19 protein-coding genes are annotated in these 21,156 nt (G+C 60.5%); 8 read left to right on the top strand and 11 right to left on the bottom strand.

The features are described 5' to 3' along the window. The 3 genes from A7K61_RS25280 to A7K61_RS25270 form a co-directional block, all read left to right on the top strand. Positions 1-265 (top strand): EamA family transporter (locus A7K61_RS25280; protein ID WP_171905492.1); only part of this gene is annotated, 265 nt, incomplete at its 5' end. 246 nt (positions 266-511) lie between these two features. Continuing rightward, positions 512-1,588: a 4-hydroxyphenylpyruvate dioxygenase gene (gene hppD, locus A7K61_RS25275; RefSeq protein ID WP_032897233.1), complete on the top strand. Its 1,077-nt coding sequence runs from the start codon at positions 512-514 to the stop codon at positions 1,586-1,588. Positions 1,589-1,752: 164 nt separating this feature from the next. Continuing rightward, positions 1,753-2,955 (top strand): dermonecrotic toxin domain-containing protein, encoded by a 1,203-nt coding sequence (locus A7K61_RS25270; RefSeq protein ID WP_256558063.1) that lies wholly within the window; start codon positions 1,753-1,755, stop codon positions 2,953-2,955. 68 nt (positions 2,956-3,023) lie between these two features. On the opposite strand, the gene rarD is transcribed toward A7K61_RS25270, so the two are convergent. The 3 genes from rarD to A7K61_RS25255 form a co-directional block, all read right to left on the bottom strand. Beyond that, positions 3,024-3,905 carry an EamA family transporter RarD gene (gene rarD, locus A7K61_RS25265; RefSeq protein WP_069558602.1) on the bottom strand — a complete coding sequence of 294 codons (882 nt, stop codon included), beginning with the start codon at positions 3,903-3,905 and terminating at the stop codon, positions 3,024-3,026. A 36-nt stretch (positions 3,906-3,941) separates the two neighbouring features. After that, a complete protein-coding gene (locus A7K61_RS25260; protein ID WP_069558601.1) occupies positions 3,942-4,952 on the bottom strand; it encodes an aldo/keto reductase in 1,011 nt (336 codons plus the stop codon). Between the two features lie 82 nt (positions 4,953-5,034). Further along, positions 5,035-5,937 (bottom strand): LysR family transcriptional regulator, encoded by a 903-nt coding sequence (locus tag A7K61_RS25255; RefSeq protein WP_069558600.1) that lies wholly within the window; start codon positions 5,935-5,937, stop codon positions 5,035-5,037. A 101-nt stretch (positions 5,938-6,038) separates the two neighbouring features. Here A7K61_RS25255 and A7K61_RS25250 point away from each other — a divergent pair, with 101 nt between their 5' ends. Continuing rightward, on the top strand, positions 6,039-6,743 hold the full coding sequence (locus A7K61_RS25250) for an SDR family oxidoreductase (protein WP_069558599.1): 705 nt from the start codon (positions 6,039-6,041) through the stop codon (positions 6,741-6,743). Positions 6,744-6,791: 48 nt separating this feature from the next. Here A7K61_RS25250 and A7K61_RS25245 read toward each other — a convergent pair whose 3' ends face one another. Then, entirely contained in the window at positions 6,792-8,102 is a 1,311-nt protein-coding gene (locus A7K61_RS25245) for an MFS transporter (protein WP_069558598.1), read from the bottom strand. A gap of 157 nt (positions 8,103-8,259) precedes the next feature. On the opposite strand from A7K61_RS25245, the gene A7K61_RS25240 reads away from it, so the two are divergent. After that, entirely contained in the window at positions 8,260-9,363 is a 1,104-nt protein-coding gene (locus A7K61_RS25240; RefSeq protein ID WP_069558597.1) for a sugar diacid recognition domain-containing protein, read from the top strand. A 32-nt stretch (positions 9,364-9,395) separates the two neighbouring features. Here A7K61_RS25240 and A7K61_RS25235 read toward each other — a convergent pair whose 3' ends face one another. Together A7K61_RS25235 and A7K61_RS25230 are read right to left on the bottom strand one after the other, a co-directional pair. Further along, positions 9,396-10,628, bottom strand: a complete 1,233-nt coding sequence (locus A7K61_RS25235; protein WP_069558596.1) for a T6SS immunity protein Tli4 family protein — start codon at positions 10,626-10,628, stop codon at positions 9,396-9,398. Next, on the bottom strand, positions 10,616-12,412 hold the full coding sequence (locus A7K61_RS25230; protein ID WP_057711313.1) for a triacylglycerol lipase: 1,797 nt from the start codon (positions 12,410-12,412) through the stop codon (positions 10,616-10,618). The genes A7K61_RS25235 and A7K61_RS25230 overlap by 13 nt, the downstream gene beginning before the upstream one ends. Before the next feature lie 327 nt (positions 12,413-12,739). Here A7K61_RS25230 and A7K61_RS25225 point away from each other — a divergent pair, with 327 nt between their 5' ends. After that, the gene (locus A7K61_RS25225) at positions 12,740-13,879 is read left to right on the top strand and encodes a glycerate kinase (RefSeq protein WP_069558595.1); all 1,140 of its coding nucleotides are present in this window, start codon (positions 12,740-12,742) and stop codon (positions 13,877-13,879) included. On the opposite strand, the gene A7K61_RS25220 is transcribed toward A7K61_RS25225, so the two are convergent. From A7K61_RS25220 to A7K61_RS25205, 4 genes are all read right to left on the bottom strand, one after another. Then, positions 13,869-14,981 (bottom strand): class II histone deacetylase, encoded by a 1,113-nt coding sequence (locus tag A7K61_RS25220; protein ID WP_069558594.1) that lies wholly within the window; start codon positions 14,979-14,981, stop codon positions 13,869-13,871. The two genes, A7K61_RS25225 and A7K61_RS25220, sit on opposite strands and share 11 nt — an antisense overlap. Then, entirely contained in the window at positions 14,978-16,132 is a 1,155-nt protein-coding gene (locus A7K61_RS25215) for an MFS transporter (protein WP_069558593.1), read from the bottom strand. Before A7K61_RS25215 ends, A7K61_RS25220 begins: the two co-directional genes overlap by 4 nt. 21 nt (positions 16,133-16,153) lie before the next feature. Beyond that, positions 16,154-17,026 carry a transporter gene (locus tag A7K61_RS25210; RefSeq protein WP_069558592.1) on the bottom strand — a complete coding sequence of 291 codons (873 nt, stop codon included), beginning with the start codon at positions 17,024-17,026 and terminating at the stop codon, positions 16,154-16,156. 97 nt (positions 17,027-17,123) lie between these two features. Then, positions 17,124-18,095 (bottom strand): helix-turn-helix transcriptional regulator, encoded by a 972-nt coding sequence (locus A7K61_RS25205; protein WP_069558591.1) that lies wholly within the window; start codon positions 18,093-18,095, stop codon positions 17,124-17,126. A gap of 227 nt (positions 18,096-18,322) precedes the next feature. Here A7K61_RS25205 and A7K61_RS25200 point away from each other — a divergent pair, with 227 nt between their 5' ends. Beyond that, positions 18,323-18,835, top strand: coding sequence for a GNAT family N-acetyltransferase (locus tag A7K61_RS25200; protein WP_047710892.1), 513 nt, complete (start codon positions 18,323-18,325; stop codon positions 18,833-18,835). A gap of 746 nt (positions 18,836-19,581) precedes the next feature. Here A7K61_RS25200 and A7K61_RS25195 read toward each other — a convergent pair. Next, positions 19,582-20,295: an aspartate/glutamate racemase family protein gene (locus A7K61_RS25195; RefSeq protein ID WP_069558590.1), complete on the bottom strand. Its 714-nt coding sequence runs from the start codon at positions 20,293-20,295 to the stop codon at positions 19,582-19,584. A gap of 222 nt (positions 20,296-20,517) precedes the next feature. Here A7K61_RS25195 and A7K61_RS25190 point away from each other — a divergent pair. Further along, the coding region (locus A7K61_RS25190; protein ID WP_139129551.1) for a hypothetical protein at positions 20,518-21,156 on the top strand (639 nt) is incomplete at its 3' end.

The following is a 21,156-nucleotide window of genomic DNA, read 5'->3' as shown; positions in this document are numbered from 1 at the left end:
CGGGGCGCTTAAGATCAAAATCAAAAGCAGATCAAGAGCGACTCGCTTCGCATCGTGGATATCGGCTATCGATGGCATTCGTCGCATAGGCGCCACACGCTCCGGGGTGTTCATCGCGCTTAACCCGTTGACGGCCGTCATTTGCGGTACGGTGCTGCTGGACGAACCGCTGACAATGCCGATGTTGCTCGGCGGCGCGATCATCCTGCTGGGTATCTACCTGTGCAACAAACCCCTTGCGCGGGGCAGGGCAATGGGGATTTGATAAGAGTACGGACAAACCCGGTTACGCTGTGTAGAATCAGTTTACGCATACAAGAATATGGACTTGCGCTCACGCAAGCCTCGGCCGTCAGAGACTGATGACACCATGAAGCTACTTGGCTCCCCCCTCATCTTTGGTGACTTCCTCGCCCGCAGCGTGCGGGGCCTCTCTTGTGCGCCACCCTCCAGCCTCATCCTTGCTCGCAACTAATCAATTGCTACCTACAAGAATGATGAGGCACCTAACATGACCGACCAACTCGCAAACCCAATGGGCCTGATGGGCTTTGAATTCATCGAATTCGCCTCGCCCACCCCAGGCACCCTGGAGCCGATCTTCGAGATCATGGGCTTCACCAAAGTGGCGACCCACCGTTCCAAGAACGTGCACCTGTATCGCCAGGGTGAGATCAACCTGATCCTCAACAACGAACCCGACAGCCTCGCTTCCTACTTCGCGGCCGAGCACGGCCCGTCGGTGTGCGGCATGGCGTTCCGCGTCAAGGACTCGCAACAGGCCTACAAGCGTGCCCTGGAGTTGGGGGCCCAGCCGATCCACATCGACACCGGCCCGATGGAATTGAACCTGCCGGCAATCAAAGGCATTGGTGGTTCGCCGTTGTACCTGATCGACCGTTTCGGCGAAGGCAACTCGATCTACGACATTGACTTCGTGTACCTCGAAGGCGTTGATCGCAACCCGGTAGGCGCTGGCCTGAAGGTCATCGACCACTTGACCCACAACGTTTATCGCGGGCGCATGATTTATTGGGCCAACTTCTACGAGAAGCTGTTCAACTTCCGCGAAGCGCGTTACTTCGACATCAAAGGCGAATACACCGGCCTGACCTCCAAGGCCATGAGCGCGCCGGACGGCAAGATCCGTATCCCGTTGAACGAAGAATCGTCCAAGGGCGCCGGGCAGATCGAAGAGTTCCTGATGCAGTTCAACGGCGAGGGCATCCAGCACGTCGCGTTCCTCACCGACGACCTGGTCCAGACCTGGGACGCGCTGAAGAAGATCGGCATGCGCTTCATGACCGCGCCGCCCGACACTTACTACGAAATGCTTGAAGGCCGCCTGCCGAACCACGGTGAGCCGGTGGACCAGTTGCAATCGCGTGGCATCCTGCTGGATGGCTCGTCGGTTGCCGGTGACAAACGTCTACTGCTGCAGATCTTCTCGGAAACCCTGATGGGCCCGGTGTTCTTCGAATTCATCCAGCGCAAAGGCGACGATGGGTTTGGCGAGGGCAACTTCAAGGCGTTGTTCGAGTCGATCGAGCGCGACCAGGTGCGTCGTGGTGTACTGACCGCCGATTGATGACGGGTTAAAGCAAAAAAGCCCAGTTTTAACTGGGCTTTTTTGTGCGTGATGCATCGTGTTGCAAATGCCATGCGGTTTACTGGGAACAGGTGTTTCTTCAACAATCACACAGAGGGCAGGACGCAGAAAAACCTGCGCTTCCACTATGAAGAGGCTCTCTTATGAATGTGAATTCTCCTGCCCCTCAACGCCCGATCGGGTCACCTATATCCATGGAGCAGTCGGGCCCCGCGCGCAATGTCCGTTCAACCGGTGATGCAGATCCGGTCGATCAAGCGCGTAAAAAGTTTCTCGATGACAATGAAACCGAGTACTTGGGCGGCACACTCAGCGCAGAGGGATATCGGTGGGTGAAGGCAGCAGTCTCTCGCGATAAACCGGGTGTGCAGGTCTCGACATTTGCCGTTGATGGCGTTCAGTCCAACGACATGATGGTGATCAAGCGCGTGCCGCCTACAGAAGAGGGGCCTAATCTCGTCCTGTATATGCCGGAAGAAGACGTGACATCGTTTCATGAGTTCAAAAATGCAGAGGAGATGACTGCCTGGCTCAAGGATGTGGCCAGCGACCCGACCGAGCGCAAGCGATTTACCGAGCATTTTTCCAGTGATAAAGCGCCGAAACAGGAGGATCGGGTTAACAAGAAGTTCGGCGAGTTCGCTGATGGCGACATCAATGCAGTCGTGGGCAGTTTTGGCTATGAGACGGGTGATATTTTCGAACGGTTGAACAAAGACGTTTCAGTGCCACCGGTTCAGATCAGTGGGCTGGTGCGCACGCAGCTTCACAACGTCACGCCAGATGGAAAAGCGACCTATATCGGGTATCCAGAAGATGGTAAGAAATTACTTTATACCTACGACGCTTATGGAAACATGCACGGCAGCAATGGGAAAAAATGGTTTTTCGCTCAAAACGGGTTGAACGACAACAAACCGCTGGAACCGATGACGCTTAACGAATTCACCAAGAAAGTTGCCAGCGTTTCATTGGACAATGCGGGCGCCAATGATATGCGCGGGCTCCTGGATGAGTTCGTGAGGCAACTCAGAAACCCGTTGCGCGGTATTGGAATGGCGCTCAAAGAGCTAGGCGTGCCTGGCGACGTTGCCACCTCCATCGAAGAAATACTGAAGAATCCAGCGAAAGGAACGCTGCTTGAATTGAACCATGACAATCGGATCGGCAAGGTGTTTGGGGTTGATAAGGAACAGATGGATGCCACCCTGGAAAGGGGGGGCAGTCAAGTCCAAAGCAATATTCCCCACTATGGCGCATGGAGGGATAGATTCAACGACGTGGCCGATGTCATCGAAGGGCAGGTCGGCACTTACAAAGAGCCGACCACTCAGGTGAAGACCTGATTCAATCCAGGCTGTAATACAGAGGGGTAAGGATGCCCCCATAACCCCATCCAATCCCAGCCGGCCTTTCAGGCTCGGCGCTGACGCACCAAGTGCTTGAACCCTTCATACACCAGCACCATCACCGCCAGCCAGATCGGGATATAGGTCAGCCATTGCCCACCCTGGATGCCTTCACCCAATAGCAACGCCACCGCCAGCAACAGCACCGGCTCCACGTAGCTCAGCAGCCCGAACAGGCTGAACGCCAGCAAGCGACTGGCAATGATATAGCTCACCAGCGCCGAGGCACTGATAAGGCCCAGCATGGGAATCAATGCATAGAGCTTTGGGTGCCCATCCAGCACGGCAAAGCCTTGTTCGCCGCTTTGTACAAACCACCAGGCCACCGGCAGCATCAACGCCATATCCAGCCACAGCCCACCCAGATGGTCGGTGCTCAGGTACTTACGCACCACGAAGTACACCGGGTAGCCGATGATCACCACCAGTGTGGCCCAGGAAAAACCACCGGCCTGATACAGCTCGTTCAACACGCCCAGCGCGGCAAACACCACGGCGATCTGTTGCAGCCGTGAGAGGCGCTCGCCGTAGACCAGGCGCCCGGTGAGCACCATGGTCAACGGCAGCAGGAAATACCCCACCGACACGTCCAGGCTGCGCCCATTGAGCGGCGCCCACATGAACAGCCACAACTGCACGCCGAGCAGGGCAGAAGACACCAGCACGCCGCCAATCAGCCGTGGCTTAGCCGCCAGCATGCGCAGCAGTTCCCACACCCTGCGCCACTCACCGCTGACAATCATGAACACCGTCATGCAGGGCACGGTGAGCAACATGCGCCAGCCGAAAATTTCCAGGCCACTCAAGGGGGTAAGCAGCGATGTGAAGTAATACATCACCGCAAACAACACCGAGGCCAAGACCGATAACACCACACCTTTAGACACACTGTCCTCGCGAAAGCCGATTATTTCGTCGGCAGTCTACAGGCGTGCCAACCGACCGGATACAAAATGCCCGACATCGTTGAACCCCGGCGAGGACGAATGCCCCGGCGTGACCAACGAATCAATGAACGCCTCGTCTTCGGCACTGATCTTCACCGCCAGCGCGCCGGTGTAGGCGTCCCACTGCGCCTCGGTCCGTGGCCCCACAATCGCTGAGCTCACCGCCGCATTGTTCAGCACCCAGGCGATTGCGAACTCGACAATCCCTACGCCACGCCCTTGGGTGTATTGCTGGATCTGCTGGGCAATGCGCAGTGATTCAACTCGCCACTCGGTTTCCAGGATGCGCTTGTCCTGGCGCGCGGCACGGCTGCCGGGTTCAGGCGTGACGTCTGGTACGTACTTGCCGCTGAGCACCCCTCGGGCCAGCGGGCTGTAAGGCACCACGCCCAGCCCATAAGCCGCTGCAGCGGTAATCTGTTCCACCTCGGCCTGGCGATTGACGATGTTGTACAACGGTTGGCTGATGATGGGTTTATCAACCCCCAGGCGTTCAGCCACGCGAATCACTTCGGCGATGCGCCAACCCCGATAATTGGACAGGCCCCAATAGCGAACCTTGCCCTGGCGGATCAGGTCACCGATGGCGGACACGGTCACCTCCAACGGCGTGTCGTGGTCTTCGCGGTGCAGGTAGTAGATGTCCAGGTAGTCGGTGTCCAGGCGTGCCAGGCTGGCGTCCAGCGCAGTGAACATACGCTTGCGGCTCAAACCGCTGCGGTTGGGCACGCCATCGGCAGGGCCGAAGCCGACCTTGGAGGCCACCACCCAATCGTGGCGGTTGCGTGCAATCGCCTCACCGACGATTTCCTCGGAGCGCCCGCCTGTGTACACGTCAGCGGTGTCGATGAAATTGATGCCCTGGTCCCAAGCCTTGTCGATGATGCGCAGCGAATCTTCGGTGCTGGTCTGTTCGCCAAACATCATGGTGCCGAGGGTCAGAGCGCTGACCTTCAACCCGGAGTGGCCCAATGTGCGGTAAATCATGCAAAGCTCCTCATGGCAGGCAAAATGTAAGTGATGCAATACCAGACCCGAGCGCTCTGGAACAAGCCCTGGACGCATTTCTTCATGTGCGTAGCAAAGTCACGCAGCGCGCCTGTAAAAAACGGTGCAGCACTTTCACGCGTTCCGACACTTGCAGGCGGTGCGGGCACATCAGGTTGAACGGCGCGGGTTCGCCTTGCCAGTCGGGTAGCAAGGGTACCAACCGCCCAGCCTGGATATCACGGGCCACATCCAGGTTGGCTTTATAGGCAATGCCATGCCCCGCCAGCGCCCAGCGGCGGACAATCTCGCCGTCATCGCTGAGGTAGTCACCGCGCACCTCGACTTCTTGAAGCAACGGCCCCTGGCGGAAATACCAGGTGCTATTGGCCTGGCCCCGGCGCATATAGCGCAGCGTGCTGTGGTGGGCCAGGTCTTCGGGCTTAAGCGGTGTGCCGTGGCGCGCCAGGTAGTCGGGGCTGGCGCAGGCAATGCGATGGTGATCGGGTACGACCGGCAGGGCCACGAGGCTGGAGTCCCTCGGCACGCCAAAGCGCAAGGCAATGTCGACGGTGTCGCGAAACAAGTCGGCATTGCTGTCGTTGAGCAACAGTTGCAAGCGGATATCAGGGTGCTCCAGCTTGAACTCGTCCAGCCAACCCAGCAGCACATTGCGGCCAAAGTCCGAGGGCGCGGCCAACTGCAATAGACCACTTAGGCTCTGGCCTTGTTGCTTGATGGCGTGCTCGCCTTCCGACAACGCCTCCAGCGCCACCCGCACACTGTCCAGGTAGCGCCGTCCTTCTTCGGTCAGGCGCATGCTGCGGGTGGAGCGGGCGAGCAGACGGATGCCGAGGCGGGTCTCAAGGCGCTTGAGCGCAATACTCGCCGCCGCTGGCGTGAGGCCCAGGCCACGGGCGGCGGCCGTGAGGCTGCCGGTGTCGGCACTGCGCACGAAGACTTCAAGGTCCAGAATCGAGCTCATTGATAAAAATCCTTTAAAGATCTTGTCGTTTTACCCGGATTTTTAATCGATTACCAAGCTGGGAAGATGAACGCTCACTTTCTGACCCAGGTAGTTTTCTCATGACCTCTTCTCTGAGCGGCAAAACCATCATCGTTATCGGCGGCAGCAGCGGTATCGGCGCGGCAGTGGCCCAGGCAGTCTTGGCGCGCGGCGCGAAGGTGGTCGTGGCCGGGCGCCGCTTGGCGTCAAGTTCCGCCAACGGTCTGCGCAGCGAGCCGGTGGACGTCACCGACAGCGCCTCTTTAAAGCAACTGTTCGAAACCGTGGGGCGGTTTGACCATCTGGTCTACACCTCGGGGCCTTCAGTACGGGCCAAGGCTTTGATTGAAACCGACCTGAATGAAGCCCAGGACAACTTCGATGTGAAGCTCTGGGGCGTACTACGCGCCATTCAACACGCGCTGCCCTTTATGCATGAACAGGGCAGCATCACCCTGACCTCGGGCCAACTGGGGCGCAAGTTGGCGGCAGGGCAGTTCATCAAGACGGGCATTAACGCTGCGACCGAGGCCTTGGGCAAGCAACTGGCGAAAGAACTGGCGCCGCGTCGAGTCAATGTGATCAGCCCGGGGGTGATAGACACACCGGCCTACGCAGGGCTTGGCGAAGAGCAGCGCTTGGCGATGTTTGCCAAGGCGGGCCAAGGGTTGCCGGTTGGGCGGGTGGGGCAGGCGCAAGAAGTGGCGGCGGGGTATGTGCTAGCCATGGAAAATGGCTTTATGACCGGGGCAGTGGTTGATATCGACGGTGGCGGGCTGTTGTAAATACATGACCAAAGTGGGAGGGAGAAGCTCCCTCCCACTTTGAAGGCGTCAGGCCTTGAGCGTACGCGTCATCCGCAACGCCAACACACTCCCACCCACAATCACCGCCGCCAGCAGGTACAACGCCACATCCGTAGACCCGGTGGCATCCTTCACAAAACCCACGATATAGGGGCTGAGAAAACCCGCCATCTGCCCCATGGAGTTGATCAACGCCAAGCCACCCGCCGCCGCACCCGCGCTGAGCATCGCGGTGGGCACCGGCCAGAACATCGGCAGGCCGGTCAGGGCGCCCATGGTGGCGATGGTCAGGCCGAGGATGGCAATGGCCGGCGTGGTGGCGAAGTTCACTGCAATGACCAGGCCGAGGGCGCCCATCAACATCGGCACCACCAAATGCCAGCGGCGCTCCTTGCGCAAGTCGGCGGAGCGACCCACCAGCAGCATGAACACCGCTGCCAGCAGATACGGAATAGCGCTGAGCCAGCCAATCACCAGGTTATCGCTGAAGCCCATGTTTTTGATGATCGACGGCAGCCAGAAGTTGATCGCATACACGCCACTCTGGATGCAGAAGTAGATCAGGCCGAACGCCCAGATCGCGGGGTTCTTGAACACTTCGGCCAGGGAGTCGCTGGTGGTTTTGGGTTTGTTCGCCAGGTCCGTGGCTTGGTCGGCTTCCAGCACTGCACGCTCATGGGGCTTGAGCCACTTGGCGTTGGCGAAGCTGTCACTGAGCAAGAAATAGGCGAGGGCGCCGAGGATTACAGTCGGGATGCCTTGCAGCAGGAACATCCACTGCCAGCCCGCCAAGCCACCTTGGCCTGCGGCGAAGTGATTGAGAATCCAGCCGGAAAAGGGGCTGCCGAGCAAACCGGACACCGGGATCGCTGACATGAACAGTGCCATGATCCGCCCGCGGCGAAAGGTCGGAAACCACTGCGAAAGGTACAACACCACCCCTGGAAAGAAGCCGGCTTCAGCGGCACCCGTAAACAGGCGCAAAGTGTAGAAATGCGTGGGCGTGGTCACAAACAACAGGCATGTGGAGAGCGTGCCCCACACGATCATCATCAACGCGATCCAGCGCCGTGGGCCGAACCGGGTCAGCGCCAGGTTACTCGGCACGCCGCACAGCACGTAGCCGATAAAGAAAATCCCGGCCCCCAGGCCGTACACGGTTTCACTGAATTTCAACGCATCGAGCATCTGCAACTTGGCAAAGCCAACGTTTACCCGGTCGAGGTAATTGAACAGGTAGCAGATAAAGATGAAGGGGATCAGGCGCAGGGTAACGCGCTTGTAGATGGCGTTTTTATCGTCATCGCTGGCCAGTGCGGCAGTGGCGCTCTGTGACATGGGATTCTCTCTTTATTATGATTTTTCGCGGTGCGAGGGTAACGTTGACCGCCCTCACAGTCTCGGTGACGTGACGGGCAACTGTCTTTGTGCTGGCGCACAGTCAAGCCCTCTTTGCGCTGTGCCGGTGAACAACCTTTTTCAGGAAATTAGCCTCATGTTCGAGCTGGATCATGCCCTGGCGCAGGAGATTGTCGATCGCACCATGGCGATCCTGCCCCATAACGTCAATGTCATGGACAGCCAGGGCTTGATCCTGGGCAGCGGCGAGCCGGAGCGTATCAACACGCGCCATGAAGGTGCGCAACTGGTGCTGGCCAATGGGCGCGTGGTGGAAATCGACGGGCAGACCGCCAAGCACCTCAAGGGCGTGCAGCCGGGCATCAACCTGCCGCTGCTGCATGATCAACGCCTGATCGGCGTGCTGGGTATCACCGGCGAGCCGGATGGGCTGCGCACCTATGCCGAACTGGTGCGCATGACCGCTGAAATGCTGGTCAGCCAACGCCATCAGCAAGCCGAGCAACAATGGCGGCGCCAGCGTTGCGATGATCTGCTGGCCCTGCTGTTGGCCGACAGCGGCGACTCCCCGCGGCTGGTGGACGAAGCCCAGCAACTGGGGCTCAAGCCACAACTGGCGCGCACGCCGTACCTGTTTGAACTGGGCCCGGGCCAAACGGCGGAGGCTTTGAGCGCCTGGCTCGCCAGCCGTTACCCGGACAGTTGGTGCGTCAGTTCTGCGCAGTTTTCCTTGCTGTGGTGCCGACCCGCCGCGGTGCCGGTCGATAATCCCCGCTTGTTGGAAAAGCTCGACGGCCTGGGCTGGAACGTCCTGCGCGTGGCCATCGGCGGGCAAGCGGAAGGTTTGGCGGGGCTGCGCCGCTGTTACCGCCGGGTCGGTGATCTGCTCGCTTATGGCCGCGATCTCCTGCCGCAATCGCGGCTGTTAACCCTCAACCGCTATCGCCTGCCGGTCATGCTTTGGCGTCATCGCAACGACGACGCCCTAGACGAACTGCTCAACCCGTTGCGCAAAGTGTTGGCCAAGGACAGCAACGGGCAACTGCTCGCCACGTTGCGCAGTTGGTGTGAACACGACGGGCAAAGCCAGGCGTGTGCCGACGCCTTGGGCATTCACCGCAACAGCCTGCGCTACCGCATGGAGCGAATCGCTGAACTCAGCGGCGTGGATCCGCTGACGCTCGATGGGATGCTTGCCTTGTACCTGGGCGTCCAATTGCTGCCCCAGAGCGAACGCTAAAATTCGCACGATGTTATTAGCTGTTCTCCCTGTCACGGCTTACGTTTTTCAAAACTGGCGATGAACTCATCAAGGATGCGCTTGCTTTCGGCAACCTCCTCGGCACTAGGCCCGCGAATGTTGGCCCACGGGTCCGGCTTGGGCACGACCGAGCCGTAGCGGATGCGTACGGATTTGAGGATTGCATCCCACACGGCCATGGCTTCGTAGTCGGTGAGGGAAGGGTTAACGGGTTCTGGTGACGCGGGTTGTTGCCAGAGAGGCAGTTCGTAGCCTTTGTTGGCGAACTGGGGAAGGGTCCAGCGCACTAGGTCTCCGGGTTCGTTGGGATCAACTGGCTCTCCTTTCATGCCACCCGCCGACAAACGGATGCTCATGCCAGGCCGAGCCAGCGAAGGATTGTCCCGGTAGTTTTCGCTCACAAAGAGTATTTGACGGTGAGTGTCATCGCTGAAGCCGATCAGGGACTCTTCGGCTTGCATGCCGGCCAACGTAATTTTCCTTGCCCGCAAATTTTCGTAATCCCCTGCGAGAAAAATTTGCCCGTCTTTGGGAGTGCGGACGTGCAAGCGTTCTTCATCATCAGGCGACAGAGCGTTGATATAGATACTCAGCGAAACATCTGAGGCTGGTGGGCTAAAGTCGAAACTAGCGATCTCCTGATCGTGATGACTGCGAATGACAACCGGCCCAAGCGCAAACCCCGCGCCTGCGGTTTCAGGGGTGACTTTGAAGATCTCTTTTGAGAGTTTTAACAGACGATCTTCAACAGGAGCGGTATTACCCTTGAAGGAGTCAGCTCGGAGCATGACGTAGACGTCATCGACCAGCAGGTGGAGTTCGTGAACGAAAGTCTGACGCGGTGTTGGACGCCGATAGTATTGCAACATGACACTTTGCGGTGTCTGCGCTTTGGCTGACACCAGCATTGATACGTCATCCATCTCATAGTTCTTGACCGCGGCGATCCGGCTGGCCCGTTCCTGCAAAGCAGCGGAAAAACGTTGCTGTGACACACCCTCGCCCAACACCCGCACTTCAACGGATGCATGATCAGCCCCCAGCCCGTAATACAACTTCACATCCCCGCCCCCCGTCCAGCTGGCGGGCAAATCTACCAGCCCACGGCCCAGCGCCCAGGTGCGCATGTTGCTGGTCAATTCGTGCACGGTTTGTTTCTCCTGTTCACTGGGTTGTTTGAAGGTGGTGCACCCTGCAAGCGATCCAAGCAGCAGGCATGTAAAAAAAACGGTCAGCCTGCGCATAGAGGCCTCTTGGCTTTCGCCGCGATCTTGATCAGGGAGTAGAGGGTGAATTGTTGGGTGAGCGGGTTGGCGTAGGAGGCTTCATGATCGAACCCTGGGGACTGCACTTGCTGGCGGACAGAACCCTGGCGGACCTGCCTGATCGGCGCGCGGCCGGAGCTCACCGGTACGGTGCCGTCGCCAGCGCCGTCCTGCATACGGCAATGCAGTTCCCAATAGCTGGTCTGCACGGTCTTCACTGGTGCATTGGGGTCACCCCGCGGGGGCATTACGCTTTCGGCTTGCCCGCCTACGTACAACGGGCTTCGCCCGTCGTCACGCACCTCATGCATTTGCAGGCTGGACACCGTGAAAGCATCCGGGCTTGAGGCATAAGGGCCATTGAGGCGAGACCCGCGACGCATTTCCCAGGTGATGGATTCGAAACTGGGGTGCTTATCGTCGTTGCCGTAGTAAACATAGGTTTGCGGGTGGTAGGAGCCAGCGATTTTCTGATGGAACCGCTTCGCTTCCGACATGTTTTCCTCAAAATCTTCCCACGTAATCGGATCCCCATCCTTCGGTGCCAACCACTCTTCACGCAACAATCCCCACCAGCGGTCACGGCGTAGATAAATCTCTTCGTAAGGATCCTTTACCGGTTGACGCGGCATAGCCGGGGCTCCACGTTCGTCAATCAGCCGCAGCCAGCCCGGGGCGTAATCCTGGGTGGGCAGCAATTGCAAGGCACCGGGTGCCTGCGCGAATACAGCGGTGACCTCCTGACCGGTGGGGCCAATGACCGCGCCGGCAATGGGATCTTCGTCGCGCATGCCGACCTTGCATCGACGGTAAGCGACCGGCGCCCCGATGGCGGGCATCACGCCGTGCACGACGCCGGCAATTTTGTCGGCCATACCCGGTAGCTGCCCGCATCGACGTGCCACCAGCCCGCCCATGGAGTGGGTAACCAGAATCACCTGTTGGCAGTTGCGACCGTACTGCTGCATGAGTTCATCAATACGCACAGCCAGCCTTGAAGCGGCCTCCTCGTTGGAGTCCAGCCAGTTGTAACCACAGGCATGCACCGGCATACGGTAGCCACCACGCGCCGCCAACTCGTCCGAAATAATCGACGGCAACTGCGCCGCCAGGTTAGCGCCCAACCCGGGCATGGCGATGGGCATTTCAGGTTTCAACTCGGTGACTTGAACTGGGCCGGGCTCGACACTGCGGGTGTGCAGATGCTCAGGCCGAATGTCGAATTGCGGCCATTTGTGCGGCATGAATTCGCTGTTAAGGGTGTCTTCAAGCCACAGAAGAAACGCGTGGTAGCTGGTTTCGCTGACTTCGCCCCATCCGCGCTCTTCGTAGCGCTTGGTCAGAGCCAGGATGGTTTTTTTCCTGTCCGGTTCTGGCGGCACTATGACCGTGCCGACAGAGCGCTCCGGCACCGCGCCTTTGTTATCAACCTCTACCCTGGCGGGGTGCAACAGTTGCTGTCGTATACCCGCCTTTTTGTTTATCCAGTTCAGGGCCAACCACATATTCTTACCCATGAACCCCGCATCCAACCGCCAGACGGGAGCCGCCTTATTCTTTCCCTTTCCTTTCTCCGGTTTGCTCTTCAAATTCGACCCCATAATCCCCGGCACAAAAATCACCGGCAGCACCCCGTCCGGCGGCAATATGCAGTGCACCGGGTCGGTGATATGGCTGGGCGTGAGGGTCCAGGTATGCACAGGGTTGCCCCGGGCGTTATAAGAGAGCGGCGCTATGCGTGGCATTTGAGAGGTATCGGCCATGAAATTCTCCCTGAATCGAGGGCGCTGCTGCCGTTCGGCGTGGAGCCCCCCGGATTGATATTGTCTGGAATCTTCTGGGCCACACTCTATTAGCGTGCAATTGCGAGCCTCAAGGGAGCGTGCGCATTAAAGAGGCGTCCTACACTGCTGAAAGTCGTTGCTGACAGATAGATCAAACAAGCCGGCCCGTAGGTTTGGCGTTTATTCATCGCGGCGTGTCACTTTGTAGGAATGAACAACAAAACCCCATCCACACTTGTGCATCGGCCCCGCGTCATTGCCCCAGCCAACTGGCAGCATGGGCGTTATAAAAACCGGAGAAAGCCCATGAAAATCGTGATCGCCCCCGATTCATTCAAAGACAGCCTGAGTGCCGCAGGCGTCGCCCAGGCGATTGCCGAGGGGTGGGCCCAGGTCTGGCCGGCTGCGCACGTGCTTCAATGCCCGATGGCTGATGGCGGGGAAGGAACGGTGGATGCGGTGCTCGCGGCGTGTAAGGGTGAGCTGCGCAGGCAAACGGTCCGAGGCCCGCTGGGCGACAGCGTCGAGGCGCGTTGGGGCTGGCTGGCCGACAGCCATACCGCAATGATCGAGATGGCCGAGGCCAGCGGTTTGCAACTCGTTGCGCCGGGGCAGCGCGACGCATGCTCCAGTACCACCTATGGCACCGGCGAGTTGATCCGCGCCGCGCTGGATGCCGGGGCGCAGCGCATCATCCTGGCGATTGGCGGCAGTGCTACCAACGATGGCGGAGCGGGGGCGATGCAGGCCCTTGGCGTGCAGCTCTTGGATAGCGAACGCCAGCCACTGCCGGCGGGTGGGTTGGCGTTGGCACGTCTGGCCCATATCAGCCTTGAGCAGCTGGACCCGCGCCTGGCACAGGTGCGTTTTGAAATCGCCGCCGACGTCAACAATCCCCTGTGCGGTCCTCACGGAGCGTCTTCGATTTTTGGCCCGCAAAAAGGCGCGAGCCCCGAGCAAGTGGCACAACTGGACGCTGCCCTTGGCCACTTCGCCGACCATTGCGCCCAGGTGCTGCGGCAGGATGTGCGCGACGAACCCGGCAGCGGCGCCGCCGGTGGTCTGGGCTTTGCCGCCAAGGCGTTCCTCGGTGCACAGTTTCGTCCGGGGGTCGAGGTGGTGGCTGAACTGGTTGGCCTGGATGAAGCGGTGCGTGGCGCCGATCTGGTCATCACCGGCGAAGGCCGCTTCGACGCCCAGACCCTGCGTGGCAAAACCCCGTTTGGCGTGGCGCGCATTGCCCAGCGACATGGCGTGCCGGTGATCGTGATCGCGGGCACCTTGGGCGACGGCTACGAGCAGATGTACGCTCATGGTGTGGACGCAGCGTTCGCCTTGCCGTCGGGGCCGATGTCACTTGAGCAGGCCTGCCACGAGGCCCCGCGTCTGTTACGCGAGCGGGCCTCGGACATTGCGCGGGTATGGCGCCTGGCAGCTACTCGCTGACCCCGTGCGCCAATCGTTCCACCCACTGCTCTTGAAACCCCTGCAGCGCCGCACCCGGCTGCTGCAAGTGCACAAGCTCAAGCATCGGGTCCTGCACCGCCGTGCGCACGCCGCTCAATTCCTCCAGGGTCGCCAAGCCGCAGAACGGCACATAGGCTTCGCTATAGCCACCCTCGTGCACCAGCACCAGGCGGCCCTGGCACAAACGTTCGGCGGCCAGACGCAGGGCGCGGGTCATTAACCGGAACGATTCGCTGTGCAGCAACATGCGCGCTAGCGGGTCGACGGCGTTGGCGTCATAACCGCAAGCAACGATGATCAACTCCGGTTCGAAGCGCTCCAGGGCGGGCAGCACGATGCGCTCCATGGCCTGTAGGTAGGTGGCGTGACCACTGCCTGGCGGCAACGGGATATTGATGTTGGCTCCCAGGCCGGCGCCCCGGCCGCGATCCTGCTCGCCGCTGTAACCGGGCGGGTAGCAGCCGTCCTGGTGCAGGGAAATCGTCAACACATCGGCCCGTTCTTCGAAGATCGACTGCGTGCCGTTGCCGTGGTGCACATCCCAGTCGATCACGGCGACTTTGCCCAGCCCGTTGCGGGCCTTGGCGGCCTCGATGGCAATGGCGATGTTGGCGAGAAAGCAAAAGCCCATGGCGCTGTCTGCCAGGCAGTGATGCCCCGGTGGCCGCGACAGCGAATAGGCGTTGTGCGCCTGGCCCTTGAGCACCGCGTCGACGGCGGCCAGGGTCAAACCTGCGGACAGTTGCGCGATCTCATAGCTGCCCGGCCCAATCGGTGCCTGGGGGCCAAGCTCACCGCCGCCGGCATCGCTCAATGCCTTGAAACGCTGCAGGTAAGCGCGGCTGTGGACGCGCAGCAGGTCCTCTTCACTGGCGGGCGGCGCGCTATGCAGGTGCAGGTGGCGGCTGAGTCCGGAGACATCCAACAGGCTTTTCAAGCGGCGCTTGGTCTCCGGTGATTCGGCATGCCCGCTGCCGGCCGGCGGCTGCACCCAGCCGCCCACGGGCAGGGTCAGCGCATGGGCGCCGGCGCTGTGCCACAGGCTCATTTCGTCGAAAAAAAATGCGGTGGTCAGGTTCATACCGGTTCCAGTTCAGTGGGGGAGTGGGGACGGCTGGCGACGATCATCACCAGGGACAGCAAGGTGATAGCGGCTGCACCGAGCAGCAACAGGCTGAACCCGCCGCTGGCTTCGATCAGGCGGCCGGCGAGCGCCGGGCCGATGGCCAGGCCGCCGCCGATGACCAGGTTGGAGGCGTTCATCAGCTTGCCGCTGTGATCGAGGTCGGCCAGGCAGGCCAGGATCAGCGGCAGGATGAAGGTCCAGGTGAATTTGAACAGCAGCGCGGCCAGGGCGAACCGCAGTAATGCAGGCTGGCCGAGCAACAGGAGCACCGCTGTTGCCATTAACGTGTAGCCCAGCAACAACAGCGCGCCACGGGGCAGGCGAGCGCCGATCAGTGAGGCGCTTGCGGCCCCGGCAATGCCCATCACGGTGGCGATGGCGAGGATTTCGCCACTGTGCTGCGCAGAAATCCCGGCACTGGCGCCCAGGGCACCGATAAAGGTCCACACCCCCCCGAGGCTGATGTAAAAGGCCAGGACCGCGCCAACCCCCAGGGCGGCTTTCCAGCGTGAGCCAGGCAATACCGGCTCGCGGTTGGCCGGCAACGCTGGGCTACCGGCGGGAAAAGCCCGCGCCAATGGCAGCAGCAGGGTCATCAACCCTGCCAGGATCAGATAGCAGGCATTCAAGCCAAACCGTTCGAACAAGCCAGGCAGCGCCACCAGGCCGAGGGCACCGACGACCAACTGCCCCATCACCCATAAGCCGTACACCCGACTGGGGTTGGCGGTGGTGGCGGCACTGGCCAGGCAGAGGATCATCAACGAGCCGCCGGCCAGGGCGCTGGCACCGCGCAACACCAGCAGCACGACGTAGGTGTCGGCGAGCATCGACAGCAGGTTAGCGGCAATGAACAACAGCGCCGCGACCCGGGCGGCGGTGCGCCAGTCAACTCGCTTGAGCCACCACCAGGCGGGCAAGGTCGCCAGGCTCATGGCGCCCAGTTCCACGGAAAACAAGTCGCCAATGCGCGCCGGGCTCAGTTGCCACTGGCTGGCCAACTGCGCGGCCACGGCCGGAGCGGTCATCAGGATGGTCGGGGTGATGGCGGCAAACAGCACGATCGCCGCCAGCCGTGCCGTCATTGCAGGGGTGGAAATGGGCATTTTCAAGCTCCAGGAAAGGGTTCAGAACACATGCACCAGGCGTAACAACGCCTCGGTGCCGGCGTAGCCATTGGAAGCCGCAACGTTTTGCGAAAGGCTGACCATCAGTTGGTTTTGCCGGTCGAGCCAATGCCCGAGTTCGAAGCCGTCTTGGGTATAGCGTTTGTGGGTGTCGTCGAGGCGGCGGTTGTTGAGGCGCAACGCGCCACCGTCGGCCTGGATCAGGCGCAGAGCGCCGTAAGTGGCGGCGCTGAAGTCATACGAGGCGAAGGCCTGCAAGCGATACAGCGGCGCTTGCTTGAGTTCGCTGCCAAAGTAATCGTCATTGCGGCCATAGAGCTGGGCTTCCAGGTTGGCTTCCAGTACCCATTTTTCGCCGATGCCGTGGGTGTAGTTGTAGACAAAGGTGGCGCCCCAGCGATTGGCACCCGGGGACACGTCCGGGTTTTGGCTGTGGTACTCACCCACCGGCACGGTGATCAGGCTCAACAGGCCGCTGTAGGTACGCGAGGCGGGGTCATTGACGAAAAACAGCGTGCCGCCCACCTGTGGGTCGCCCAGGCCGCGCTCGCGGCTGCGCTGATTGGCGCCGGGCAGGCGTGCGTTGATGTCGGCAAAGGGCAGGATGAATTGTGGCGTGCACAACGTGCCGCAGGCGTCGGTGAAATACACCTGGCGGTAAGCCACGGCGTTGACCCGCAGGTCGGCCTTGCCGGTGCTGTCGGCGGGGCCATGGAAATCCCCGGCACGTGTGGCGGGCAGGTACAACACACCCAGGCTGGTACCCGGTGGGGCGGCGAAAAAGTCGCGGGCGTTGAGGTCGGCCGCCTGGCTGTCGAGGCCGAGCAGGGTGGCGCACAGCGCTGTCAGGTTACGTAAGCATGTGGAAGTCATGAAGAAGCGTCTCGTGTGAGAAGGCCGAAAAAAGGGCAACAGCAGCCCGTGACCGTTGAAAAACGACCGTGGTAAACCGTGGGAGAAATGGGCAGGGTCAGTCGGGCGGGGCGTGCACCAGGTGCGCTATGCGTGCCTTGTCCTTGACGCCGAGCTTGGTGTAGATGGCGCGAATATGGTGGCGCACGGTATTGGGTGAGAGTCCAAGGTCGCGGGCCACTTCCTTGTAGGTCTTGCCCTCGCCAAAGCCTTTGGCCACATCGTTTTCCCGTGGGCTGAGCTGGGGCAGGGCGCGGTTGAGGCGCGCGGCCAGCAGCAATTGGTCGCCCACGGGGGACACCTGGATATGGATGTGCTTGCCGTCATGCCCGCGCTCGTCCAGCGGCACCGGTAGGGTTGGGCCACACCATTGCGGCCATTCGCTGAGCAGCAGGTCGACAAACCCGCGCTCGGCGCATTGCAACACTCCCCGTGGGTCGCATACCGCCAGGGCGAGATTGCGCGGGCTGGTCAGGGTTTCACGCATGGCCACCAAGGTGCGGATCTGGTTCGCCGAGACCGCCGCCACCAGGTGCAGCATCAGGTTATTGAGCAACTGGCAATCCTGCGCGTTGAACGTGGGCGCGGTGGGCTGGCGGTAGAGCGTCAGGTGGTGGCTGAGGTGGGTTTGCGCGTCGATATGGATCACACAGAGCAATTCACCCAAGCCGTAGCGTTGCCCCAACCAGTTCAAGGCGCTGCCGTTGGCGGGGTCGCGCATATCGATGATCACCGCCTCGCCGGGCGAGGCATGCACCCGGGCAACGGTCACGTCCAGATGACGGATCGACTGCCAGTCCGCCAGATAGTCGGGGGGCAACTGGTGGAGGTAGCTGTTGTGTTCGTGCGGCACCCCGTCGATGACCGCCGAGCGCCCCCACCAGGCACTGTCGAAGGCCAGCAAGTGGTTGAGGCGCGCCAGGGCATGGTGTTGAAAGTGTTCGATGTCCTGGTGTTGGGCCAGGCGTTGCAGGTCCAGGGTCAGGGTGCTGAAAGCCTGTAACAGGCTCGCGGGATCGAGACGGTTCATGGGTGTTCCTCTGTGGGACTTTTTTTGTTGTTCTCGTCACAGGGTGAAGGCCAAAGCGTCGGGTTGACGGGGCAGGGCCTGGGCTGAGTATCGGCGCTGCGCGCAGGGATCGCCATCGTTCAGATGCAGGATGGTGCTGGTTGGCCCGTGGGAAAACTCCGGCTCGTCAGGTGGGCGACTTAGCCTCTACACTGGCCGGCCAACTGTCTTTCATAGGATGAAATGCAATGCACGTGCCTGAACCGTCTATCGTGATCCAGCGTTTTACCGAGGCCCACCTGGAGGGCGTCGCCGCGCTCTACAACGAACCGGCTGTGTGCCGTCAGGTGCTGCAAATGCCTTTTCAGTCGGTTGAGATGTGGCGCAAGCGCCTGGTGATGGATAACGAGCGGCGCCTGCAACTGGTGGCGTTGCAGGGCGCTGAGGTGATTGGCCAATTGGGACTTGAGCAGTACCTGCGCGTACGCCAGAGCCACGTTGGCTCATTGGGTATGGGCGTGGCGCCCGCCTGGCAGGGCAAGGGCGTCGGTTCGCGGCTGTTGGCGGCCGCGCTGGAGGTGGCCGACAACTGGATGAACCTGCGCCGTGTGGAACTGACGGTTTACGCCGACAACGAAGCTGCGCACAACCTGTACCGCAAGTTCGGCTTCGAAGTGGAAGGGCGGTTGCGCGATTATGCCCTGCGTGATGGTGTGTTTGTCGACACCCTCAGCATGGCGCGCCTGCGCACATTGGCTTGATCCGGTAAGCATAGGGATCTATACAACTTCGATGAAAGCGGTGTGTCAGTCCCTGAATCTTTAACTGAACCACCGCCTTCGCAGGCAAGCCAGCTCCCACACGGGTTATGCATCGCCCACAAAATCAGCGCTTGGCACAGATCCTCTGTGGGAGCGGGCTTGCCCGCGATAGCGGCGTGTCAGCCGCTGAATCTTTAACTGAACCACCGCCTTCGCAGGCAAGCCAGCTCCCACACGTGTTATGCATCGCCCCTAAAATCAGCGCTTGGCACAGATCCTCTGTGGGAGCGGGCTTGCCCGCGATAGCGGCGTGTCAGCCGCTGAATCTTTGACTGAATCGCCGCCTTCGCAGGCAAGCCAGCTCCCACACGGGTTATGCATCGCCCATAAAATCAGCGCCCGGCACAGATCCCCTGTGGGAGCGGGCTTGCCCGCGATAGCGGCGTGTCAGCCGCTGAATCTTTGACTGAACCACCGCCTTCGCAGGCAAGCCAGCTCCCACACGGGTCATGCATTGCCCACAAAATCAGCGCCCGACACAGATCCTCTGTGGGAGCGGGCTTGCCCGCGATAGCGGTGTGTCAGCCGCTGAATCTTTGACTGAATCGCCGCCTTCGCAGGCAAGCCAGCTCCCACACGGGTTATGCATCGCCCATAAAATCAGCGCTTGGCACAGATCCCTGTGGGAGCGGGCTTGCTCGCGAAGGGGGCCTGACAGCCGACCAGATATTGGGTTTAGGTAGCGGCTAAAAAGTGGTGGCGATACCTGTGCCCTGTAAGGCAAACCCCACCGCGGCCTGCGCATGCAGCGCGGTAGTGTCAAGCAGCGGCAGGGCGCTGTGCTCCGGTTGGATCAGCAAGCAAATTTCCGTGCAGCCGAGGATGATCGCCTGTGCGCCGCGTGCCGCGAGTGCCTGGATCACCCGCTGATACACCTGGCGCGAGGCGTCACTGATGACGCCCACGCACAACTCTTCATAGATGATTCGGTGCACCGCCTTGCGTTCATCCGCGTCTGGCACCAGCACGTTGAGCCCTTGGGCGGCAAGGCGGGACTTGAGGAAATCCTGCTCCATGGTGAACGCGGTACCCAGCAAGCCCACCGTCAAGGTCCCGGCCTCCAGAGCCGCCGTCGCCGTGGCATCAGCAATATGCAGGAAGGGAATCGACACCGCCGCCTCAATGCGCGGAGCCACTAAATGCATGGTGTTGGTACACAGCACCACACAATCAGCACCCCCGGCCTGCAAGCGTCGCGCGGCATCTTCCAGGATCAGCGCGGCATCGTCCCAACGCCCGGCATGCTGAGCCTGTTCCACCGGGCCGAAATCCACGCTGTACATCAACACTTGCGCCGACCGCAGCGGGCCGAGCTGGTCGCGCACGCGCTGGTTGATAAGGCGGTAATACTCGGCGCTGGACTCCCAGCTCATGCCGCCGATAAGGCCGATGGTGCGCATGTAATGCTCCGGATAAGAGGATAAGGCTTCACCTTACACAACGAAGGCGGTTCATTTGAAGGCCGCACGCCCGGGTGAATGTTTGCCAACGCGACTAGGCGAGCCGCGCCTCAATGGTGAGGTCAGTTCGGGAACTGTTTAGCGTAGCAATACCACCTATACGCAGGTCACTGGTCTGGCGCCAGACGAGTAGAAAAATCCCAGCTCCCTTAGGACTACCTCATGAATATTGATCCGAACACTGCGTTGGCAAGGGCATACGCCACCAGCGACGCACACAGGACTGTCGTCGAGATTGCTCATTCAGGCGACCGCGGCAATCAAATTAAATATCGCCAAGTTTCATTGTCCACGGACCAAGTATTAGAGAGGTCACAACGTGCCGACGGATTTGCGGGTTCACTGAGTTCCGGGGACTCCGCAGAGGTGACCTTTGACTTCTCCAATCGTCCCGAAACGGGCGCCACAACCAGCCCGTTCACAGAAACACAAAAAGGCGTCATCCGTGAGACCCTGAATAATTTCAGCGATGCTGCAAATATCCGGTTTAAAGAGTCTGCCAATGCGCAATCCCATCATATGCAGTTTAAGGTTGATGGCAGTTTTAAGTGGCAAGCCCCTTGGTATGCACCGGTGTCCGATGACGAGCCCGGCAGGGTGCAGGTAACGCTGACCCAGAGCCATGCCGATGGGCTGGAAAAACCCAATAATTTTGGCCGTCACGTCATTGCAAAGGCTGCGGCCTTTAAAGTGGGGCTTCCTGACCCGACGTCCGCAACACCGGAAAATAAGTATGCGGAAAATACGCTGGCTTACACGGTCAGGAGTCCTTTTCTGGAAACCCGCTCAGACCATCGCTTT

The organism is Pseudomonas sp. AP42 (genome assembly GCF_001728935.1).
Lineage (GTDB): Bacteria > Pseudomonadota > Gammaproteobacteria > Pseudomonadales > Pseudomonadaceae > Aquipseudomonas > Aquipseudomonas lactis.
This window is presented reverse-complemented; position numbering and strand designations above follow the sequence as displayed.